The organism is Modestobacter sp. KNN46-3, assembly GCF_011039295.1.
In genome coordinates this window covers 1-5331 of sequence record NZ_JAAKGN010000236.1, presented here as the reverse complement: position 1 = coordinate 5331, position 5331 = coordinate 1, and the positions used below count along the sequence as shown (strand labels likewise).

Annotated in this window: 4 protein-coding genes; 2 read left to right on the top strand and 2 right to left on the bottom strand. The window is 74.6% G+C overall.

The window, feature by feature from the left end; all coding sequences use genetic code 11:
• A partial coding sequence (locus G5C62_RS25460; RefSeq protein ID WP_164703206.1) for a DEAD/DEAH box helicase occupies positions 1 to 2866 on the top strand: 2866 nt, incomplete at its 5' end.
• On the opposite strand, the gene G5C62_RS25455 is transcribed toward G5C62_RS25460, so the two are convergent.
• Both G5C62_RS25455 and G5C62_RS25450 read right to left on the bottom strand, forming a co-directional pair.
• Positions 2859 to 3281 (bottom strand): VOC family protein, encoded by a 423-nt coding sequence (locus tag G5C62_RS25455; protein WP_164703205.1) that lies wholly within the window; start codon positions 3279 to 3281, stop codon positions 2859 to 2861. The genes G5C62_RS25460 and G5C62_RS25455 overlap by 8 nt on opposite strands.
• Positions 3282 to 3285: 4 nt before the next feature.
• Positions 3286 to 4131, bottom strand: coding sequence for an AraC family transcriptional regulator (locus G5C62_RS25450; protein WP_164703204.1), 846 nt, complete (start codon positions 4129 to 4131; stop codon positions 3286 to 3288).
• Positions 4132 to 4294: 163 nt separating this feature from the next.
• Between G5C62_RS25450 and G5C62_RS25445 the strand changes: the two genes are divergently transcribed.
• The coding region (locus G5C62_RS25445; RefSeq protein ID WP_206330863.1) for a GAF domain-containing protein at positions 4295 to 5331 on the top strand (1037 nt) is incomplete at its 3' end.

Here is a 5331-nt window from a genome sequence, read left to right as displayed (position 1 = left end):
GTTCGAGCTGGTCGAGCAGGCGCCCGGGCGGGGCCGGAGCTCGGTCGGCGCACCCGGCACCCTGCAGCGGCTGGTGCGGCTGCGGCCGGTGGTCCCGGGCAAGCGGGGGCAGTGGGTGCGCAGCGGGATCTCCTGGCGTCAGCTGCAGTACGACAACAGCCGGTCCGGCTGGGACCCGGCGCACGTGGCGGCGATGCGCGCGCTGCACGCCACCCACCAGGCAGCGCGGAACCAGTTCTACTCGTACGCCCCGGTCGACGTGTACCTGCACGAGTTCGGTCCCGGGCTCTGGCGGTTGCTGGCCGAGGCGGTGGCCGACGGCGTCCCCCTGGTGACCGCCGACCGCCAGCCCCGTCCGGTGGTGCTGGCCGAGGGCGAGGCCGACGTGGCCGTCGACCTGCGCGACAGTGGTGATCGCACCGAGCTGTCGGCCGTGCTGCGGGTGGCGGGGCGGGCGGTCGACCCGGCGGCGCTCTCCTTCCTCGGCATGCCCCCACACGGGGTCACCGTCGACGGCCCGGCCCGCGACGAGGCGCCCGAGGGCGCGCCGGGGCTGGTGCTCGCGCGGCTGGACTCCCCGGTGCCCCCGGTGCTGGCCGGCCTGGTGGCCCGGGGCGGGGTGATCGGCATCCCGGCCGGCGACGTCGACCGCTTCCAGCGCGACTTCTACCCGGGGCTGCGACGTGCCGTCCCGGTGATCTCGGCCGACGGCTCGGTGGAGCTGCCCGACGTCGCACCCCCGAGGCTGGCCGCCGAGGTGACCTACCCCGGTGACGCGACGGTCACGGTGGCCTGGTCGGTGCGGTACGGCGACCGGTCGTTCGCCCCGTCGGCCACGGCCGCCCCGGCCGATGGCCGCGACCCGGCCGCCGAGCAGCTGCTGGTCGAGGCGCTGCCCGGCCCGGTCGGTGGGCTGCCGGAGCTGTGGACGCCGGAGCGCCGGCTGGCCGAGCGGGTCGAGCTGGCCGGCATGGAGGCGCTGGAGTTCACCACCGAGGTGCTCCCGGCCCTGCGCGCCGACCCCGACGTCGACGTGACCGTGGTGGGCACCCCGACGTCCTACCGGCAGACCACCTCGGCTCCGCAGATCAGCTTCACCGCGAAGGACAGCCGGGAGTCCGACTGGTTCGACCTCGGCATCTCGGTGACCATGGACGGCCAGCACGTGCCGTTCGCGACGCTGTTCTCCGCACTGGCCGCCGGCCGCACCCGGCTGGCGCTGATCAGCGGCACCTGGTTCTCCCTGCAGCGCCCGGAGTTCGAGCAGCTGCGGCTGCTGATCGAGGAGGCCCGCGAGCTGCGCGACCTGCCCGGCGACGAGGTGCAGGTGAGCCGCTTCTCCGCCGGACTGTGGGAGCAGCTGCTGGGGCTGGGGGTGGTGACCGAGCAGAGCGACCGCTGGACCCGCGAGGTGCGGGGCCTGATCGACGTCGAGACGGCCGAGCCGCCACCGGTGCCGGCCGGGCTGGCCGCGGAGCTGCGGCCCTACCAGCGGGAGGGCTACGGCTGGCTGGCGTTCCTCTGGGACCACCGGCTCGGCGGGGTGCTCGCCGACGACATGGGGCTGGGCAAGACGCTGCAGACCCTCGCCCTGCTGTGCCGGGCGCACGCGGCCGGCGAGCTGGACGCCGCACCGGTGCTGGTGGTGGCGCCGACCAGCGTCGTCTCCACTTGGACCCGGGAGGCGGCCCGGTTCGCCCCGGGGCTGCGGGTGGTCGCCGTCGGCGAGACCGAGCGCAAGGCGGGCACCGCGCTGCACGACCGGGTCGCCGGCGCGCACGTCGTCGTCACCTCCTACGCGCTGTTCCGGATCGACGCCGACTCGTGGACGTCGCTGTCCTGGCGCGGGCTGGTGCTCGACGAGGCGCAGTTCGTGAAGAACCACCAGGCCCGCACCTACCAGGTCGCCCGGATGCTGCCGGCGCCGGTGAAACTGGCGCTGACCGGGACGCCGCTGGAGAACAGCGTCATGGACCTCTGGGCGCTGATGTCGATCGTCGCGCCCGGCCTCTTCCCCGACCCGGAGCGGTTCACCGAGTTCTACCGGATCCCGATCGAACGGGACGGCGACGCGGCGAAGCTGGCCCTGCTGCGCCGCCGGATCCGCCCGCTGGTGCGCCGGCGGACCAAGGAACTGGTCGCCGCAGAGCTGCCACCGAAGCAGGAGCAGGTGCTCGAGGTGGTGCTGAACCCGCGGCACGAGAAGCTGTACCAGACCCACCTGCAGCGGGAGCGGAGCAAGGTCCTCGGGCTGGTCGAGGACATGTCGAAGAACCGGATGACCATCTTCCGGTCGCTCACCCTGCTGCGGCAGCTCAGCCTGGACCCGGCACTGATCGATCCGGCCTACGCCGACGTGCGCGCCAGCAAGACCGACGCGTTCCTCGACCACCTGCGCGAGGTGGTCGCCGAGGGGCACCGGGTGCTGGTCTTCAGCCAGTTCACCCGCTTCCTGGGCAGCATCCGTGACCGGCTGACCGCCGAGGGCATCGACTGGGTCTACCTGGACGGCCGGACCCGGGACCGGGACGCCCGGATCGAGGAGTTCCGCACCGGCAGCGCCCCGGTGTTCCTGATCAGCCTCAAGGCCGGCGGCTTCGGGCTCACCCTCACCGAGGCGGACTACGTCTTCGTCCTCGACCCGTGGTGGAACCCGGCGAGCGAGGCCCAGGCCGTCGACCGGGCGCACCGGATCGGGCAGGACAAGACGGTGATGGTCTACCGGCTGGTCGCCGTCGGCACCATCGAGGAGAAGGTGATGGAGCTCAAGGCGCGCAAGCAGGCCCTGTTCTCCCGCGTCGTCGACGACGGCGCGCTCGCCTCCGGTGCCCTCACCGCTGACGACGTGCGCGGACTCTTCAGCTGACCTGGCGGGGTTCGCCCCGGTAGCTGCCCACGCTCCAGAGGTTGCCCTCCGGGTCGCGGACGGCGAACTCGCCCCCGCCGTAGTCGGTGTCCTGCAGTGGCCGGAAGACCTCGGCGCCGGCCGCGACCGCGCGATGGAACAGCACGTCGACGTCGTCGCTGACCAGGTAGCAGCCGGTGCTGCCCGGGGCGACCGTCCAGCCACCGTCGTCGCGCACCGAGCCCAGCATGATCCCGCCGCCGGGCGGCCAGTCCAGCTGCGCGTGCTGCACGACGTCGCCCTCGCCGTACACGGCGGTCTCCTCGAAGCCGAGCGCGTCGACGAGGAACCGGATCAGGGCGCGGGCGTCCCGGGCCCGGAAGGCGGGCCAGACGGTGGGCGGGGGAGCGGTGGTGATCTCAGTGGTGTCGGTCATGGACTCAGGATGTCGACACGGGCGTCGGGCCGTCTTGGACGAATCCGAGCTCCGCGGCCAGCCACCGGGTCGGCGGGAGGCCGCTGAGGGCCCGCCACTCGCGGGTCAGGTGCGCCTGGTCGGCGAAGCCGGTGGCGGCGGCCAGCCCGGCGAGGTCCAGGGGCCGGCCCGCCACAGCTCGAGCCTGGAGCAGCGAGCGCGCGCGGGAGAACCGGACGACGCGGGCCGCCTCCTTCGGGGTCAGGCCGGTCTCGGTGCGGAACCGGGCGAGCAGGTGCCGCTCCGACCAGCCCACCCGCCCGGCGACGTCGGCGACCCGGAGCCGCCCACCGGAGGCGAGGGTCAGCCGCCAGGCCTCGCTGACCTCGGGCGCGGGTCCGGCCCCCGTCCGCACCCGACGCAGCAGCACGTCCTCCACGGCGGCGAACCGGCCGGCCCAGTCCGGCGCGGACCGCACCCGCTCGGTCAGCTCCGCGCCGTCGGCCCCGAGCACGTCGGCGACCGGGCAGTCGAGGGAGGCCAGCTCTCCGGCCGGCAGGCCGAGGAGCGCCCGGGCACCCAGCGGGGTGAGCGCCAGCTGGAGGCCGGTCTGCGGCCCGGTCTGGGTGATCAGCGCCGGGCGGGTGTGCAGCCCACCGAGCAGCGCGTCGTATCGGCCCGGCGCCTGCTGGGGATCGGGGTGCGCGACGAGCACGAGCGGCTCGTCGACGGTGACGACGAAGGTGAGGAAGGGGGACGGTAGCCCCCGGTGCACCCCCGAGGCGGACCCGCCGTACCGGTAGCCCACCGCAGTCGGGACGAACGGGCGCAGCGCCGGGTGCGGGCGGACGTGTACCCACTCGTCGGACACCGCACCAGGATGGCCGTCGCGATCCGGCACGTCACCTCTCGCGGCACCGGCCACCGGTCGTCGTCCCTGCTGTGTTCAATGGTGCCGTGCACCCCGGAGACCCGACGGCTCGTCCGTGCCCCACCCGGTGACCGCTGCGGAGAGCGCCGGTACCCGGGCGAGGGTGGCCGCGGTACGCGCCACCGAGCTGCTCGACGCGGCCGCCGAGGAGTCCTTCGACCGGCTGACCGCCCTCGCCCGGCGGTTGACCGGGGCACCGGTGGCCTTGCTCACCGTCGTCGACGACCAGCGGTCCTACTGGCTGAGCCGCCAGGGCACGGAGCCGGGTGGCCCGGTGCAGAGCACCGTCGAGGAGTCCTTCTGCCAGTACGTGCTGGGCGGGGAGCCCCTGGTCCTGGACGACGTGACCGCCGACGAGCGGACGAAGCGGAACCCGCATGTCGACGAGCTGGGCGTCCGCGCCTGGGCCGGTTTCCCGGTGCACACCCCCGACGGGGAGGTGCTGGGCAGTTTCTGCGTGGTCGACACCGCCGCCCACGAGTGGACCGCGGGCGACATCGAGCTGCTGGAGGACCTCGCGGCCATCGCCTCGCGGGAGGTCGCGCTCCGGGTGTCCAGCGCCCGCGCCGAGCAGGCCCGCGCCGAGGCCCGGGCGGAAGCGGACCGGGCCGCGCTGCTGGCCCGCATCGGGGAATTGCTCACCGCGGGGCTGGAGCCGGCGGGCGTGTGGCAGGCGATCGCCCGGCTGGCCGTCCCGGCCCTCGGCGACTTCGCCTACGTCTGCACCGTGGAGCGCGATGGCAGCCTCGCCCCGGTGGCCGTCCGCCACGTCGACCCCGCGCGGCTCGCCGACCTCGAGGAGTGGGTGCACGGCGCCGGACGTCGGGTGGGGGAGTCCTCGGGGCCGGGTCGCGTCGCCGCCACCGGCCGGGTGGAGCTGATCGACGTCCCGACCGTCACCGACCTGACCTCCGCCCAGCAGGCCGCCGCCGCCCGGCTCGGGGTGCGCAGCGCGCTCATCGCCCCGTTGACCAGCCGTGGTGCCGTGCTGGCCGTCCTGGCGGTGGCCAGGACCGGGGCAGCGGTGCCCTACACCGCGGTCGAGCAGGAACTGGTCACCGCGATGGCCGACCGGGCCGCACTCGTGGTGGACAACGCCCTCGCCTACGCCTGGCAGCGCTCGGTGTCCGAGACGATGCA